Origin of the sequence: Microcystis sp. LEGE 08355 (assembly GCF_015207185.1) — a bacterium.
GTDB classification, from domain to species: domain Bacteria; phylum Cyanobacteriota; class Cyanobacteriia; order Cyanobacteriales; family Microcystaceae; genus Microcystis; species Microcystis panniformis.
In genome coordinates this window covers 1-3,141 of sequence record NZ_JADEXI010000544.1, presented here as the reverse complement: position 1 = coordinate 3,141, position 3,141 = coordinate 1, and the positions used below count along the sequence as shown (strand labels likewise).

The window sequence follows — 3,141 nt, the reverse complement described above, 5'->3', positions numbered from 1 at the left end:
TCATCCGGCCGGAGAATTGGCTCCCCGGGATGTGGTGAGTCGGGCAATTTTTAGCCATTTGCAGAAAACCTCCGACGATCCCGCCCATGCCAAAGTATATCTAGATTTAAGACCAATCGAACCGGAGCGTCTGCGTTATCGTTTTCCCAATATTATCCGCATCTGTCAAAAATGGGGCATTAATGTGCTTGAGGATCTGATTCCCGTCGCCCCCGCCGCTCACTATTGGATGGGAGGAGTGGCCACCGATTTAAACGCCCGCACTTCTCTACCCGGTTTGTATGCGATCGGCGAGACAGCTAGTACAGGTGTTCAGGGAGCCAATCGTTTAGCCAGTAATTCTCTCTTGGAATGTATTGTCTTTGCGGCAAGTTTAGCTGCAATAGGTCTAGAGCCAGAAAACTTGCTGGGGGAAAGACCAGAAAAACCCTTAGAAATCGCAGAAAATTGGCAAGAAGAACAGGAATACTGGCAAAAAGTACGGAGAGAATTACCGATTTTAATGTGGGAAAATGCGGGAATTTGCCGATTTCAAAATGAGTTAGAAACTGCTATCCTACGGGTGCAAAAGTGGAAACAACAGTTAGAATCCTTAAAGATGGGCCAATTTCTCCAGAATCTTCTCCCCGACAAAGGACAATTATTTTTGTGTCCCTCGGTGCAGTTAGAAATAAGAATAGCGATCGAGACATTAAATCTTCTAGATATCGCTGACTTAATTCTGGAAAGTGCCTTATTGCGAGCAGAAAGCCGCGGCGGTCACTATCGGGGCGATTATCCAGAAACCGTAGCTAATTGGCAATTCCACACGACTATTCAAGGTCGAACGTGGCGGAAAACGCCTGTGCAAGCTTAATTAAGCCAGTTTTTCACAGATAATCCCTACTAGGAGCCGTACTATTCGCCCCACGCTCACCGGAGGCCTTTCCCAATCATCGTGGTCTATGACCTATCTCTGGAGTTAAGTGCTTTTCATTTACGGCTTTTAGGCTATCATACTTTTACCCTCCCCCCCCCCTAAACAGTTGCATTAATTCTATGATCAAACCCAATTTCCTATTTTTGTTAGCTATCGGTGTGAGCAGTTGGGGTCATCATTTTCAGGCTTTACCCAAGGCTAACGCTCAAACTCCCCCTAGGTTAGAGCAACCCCAGACTGTCGCCACTTACGATCAGTTGATGAAAGCTGGTTACGAAGCTACAGCCCAAAGAAATTACCAACTCGCCCTCGGAAAATTTCAACAAGCTCTGGCACAACGTCCGAACGATACATTTGCTCAAAATGCGATCGCTAATATCCAGAAGTATCTAGGTCAAACCGCCACGGCCGCCAACGCAGCCGCCAAAAACGAGACTTCACCAATACCGTTAATTGCTGGCTCGGCTCTCTTATCCATCGCTTTATTGGGAGTTTTACTATCGCTTTTCTTCCAATATCGTCCCAAGGGCAAAGCCTCAAAACGGCCCAAAAAGACAACTTACGTCAATCCTAAAAACCCACTCGACAACTTTTCCAGGGGCAATGGTAATTCCTTCGATGCGGACCCCAAAACGGGCAGTGACATTAATGGCAATAGGGAAGACGATTTCGAGTTCGAGCCTTCTTTGCCCGTACAAGCTACCTCCCGCATCCCGAACGCAGACTTAATCCTGAGTTTGATTGAAAGTCTGCGTGATGATGATCCCCGCACCCGCAGACGGGCGGTTTGGAAGCTGGCACAGATGTCCGATTCTAGGGCAATGCAGCCTTTAGTCGATAGTATGGTGGATGGGGATTCCTACGAACGCAGTTTAACCCTAGAAGCTCTCGCTCAAATCTGTACCCGCTCCCTGCGACCGATGAACCAAGCTTTGGCTATCTCTCTCCAGGACAAAAATCCCCAAGTGCGGAAAAACGCCATTCGGGATTTAACCAGACTCTACGATATCATGTCTCAGATCAGTCAATTAATTTGTCATGCCCTCGATGATTCCGATGAGGAAGTGCAAGAAACAGCACGCTGGGCAATCAGACAGTTAAATCTGCAATTACCGCCCCGTTTAGATATTGCTCCCCTGGAAACCACTGGTGAACCGGAAGATGATGACGTACAGGATACTTCCTTCACTGAAACCACATCCACTGAGGTGCAGAATTGAGTGGAAAACTGTTATTTCTCTCCACCCCCGTGGGATTTTTGGGATCGGGGGACGGCGGTGGCGTAGAATTAACTCTTTATAATCTCGCTCGCACTCTGAATAAGCAAGGGTATGCGGTGCGGGTAGTGGCTCCAGAAGCCTCGCAATTGCATGATATTCCCTTAATCACTATGGCAGGAAATGCCCAGATTTCCGCCCAAATTCAAGGCCGGCAAGCCCCGATTTTCATGCCCGAAAATGCCGTTTTGGCCAATATGTGGCACTACGCTCAACAAGTACAACATCAGTACGATTTAATGGTTAATTTTGCCTAGGATTGGCTGCCTTTTTATCTCACTTCTTTTTTTGCCACTCCCGTCGCCCATTTAGTCAGCATGGCTTCCGTTTCTTTGGCGATAGATCATATTATTCAAAAAACCTACCGCAGTTTTCCCCATTTACGCGCTTTTCACACCGTCGCCCAAGCAGAAACTTTCTCAATATCTCCCCCCTATCGCTGTTTGGCTAATGGTTTAGACGTATCTTTGTATCAGTTTCGGGCCGCTCCTTCCCCCTGTCTAGCCTGGGTGGGACGGATTGCCCCAGAAAAAGCTTGAGAAAATGCGATCGCCGCTTGTCAACAGTTGGGCGTACCTTTACGGGTTTTCGGTCATATTTCCGATCCTCTCTACTGGCAAAATTTACAGGATGCCTATAGTTTCGATTTAGTCGATTATCGCGGTTTTTTGCCCACCGAGAGCCTTCAAAAAGAGTTAGGCGACTGTTTTGGCCTGTTGATAACCCCGCGCTGGGTTGAGGCTTTTGGTAACGGGGCTATTGAAGCTTTATACCATTTTTCTTTATTCGTGGCAGACATTCTACTCCTTTCTCCCAAAAAGGGAGAAGGGTTGGGGGTGAGGGAATTAACCATCTCTGCCATTACTTTAGAAAAATGGTATTAGCCTGTGGTGTTCCCGTAGTTGCCTATCGTCGCGGTGGTCCAGTAGAAATTATTGAAGATGG

At 47.4% G+C, this 3,141-nt stretch carries 2 protein-coding genes and 1 pseudogene; all 3 read left to right on the top strand.

Annotation, left to right across the window (positions count from 1 at the left end):
- The coding region (locus tag IQ242_RS20785) for an FAD-binding protein (RefSeq protein ID WP_193961257.1) at positions 1-856 on the top strand (856 nt) is incomplete at its 5' end.
- Between the two features lie 182 nt (positions 857-1,038).
- Complete coding sequence (locus tag IQ242_RS20780; RefSeq protein WP_193961256.1) at positions 1,039-2,139, top strand: HEAT repeat domain-containing protein; 1,101 nt, start codon at positions 1,039-1,041, stop codon at positions 2,137-2,139.
- A pseudogene (locus IQ242_RS27295) lies at positions 2,136-2,963 on the top strand (UDP-glucose--tetrahydrobiopterin glucosyltransferase); the annotation flags it as partial. The gene IQ242_RS20780 and the pseudogene IQ242_RS27295, both read left to right, overlap by 4 nt.
- Positions 2,964-3,141 lie beyond the last annotated feature (178 nt).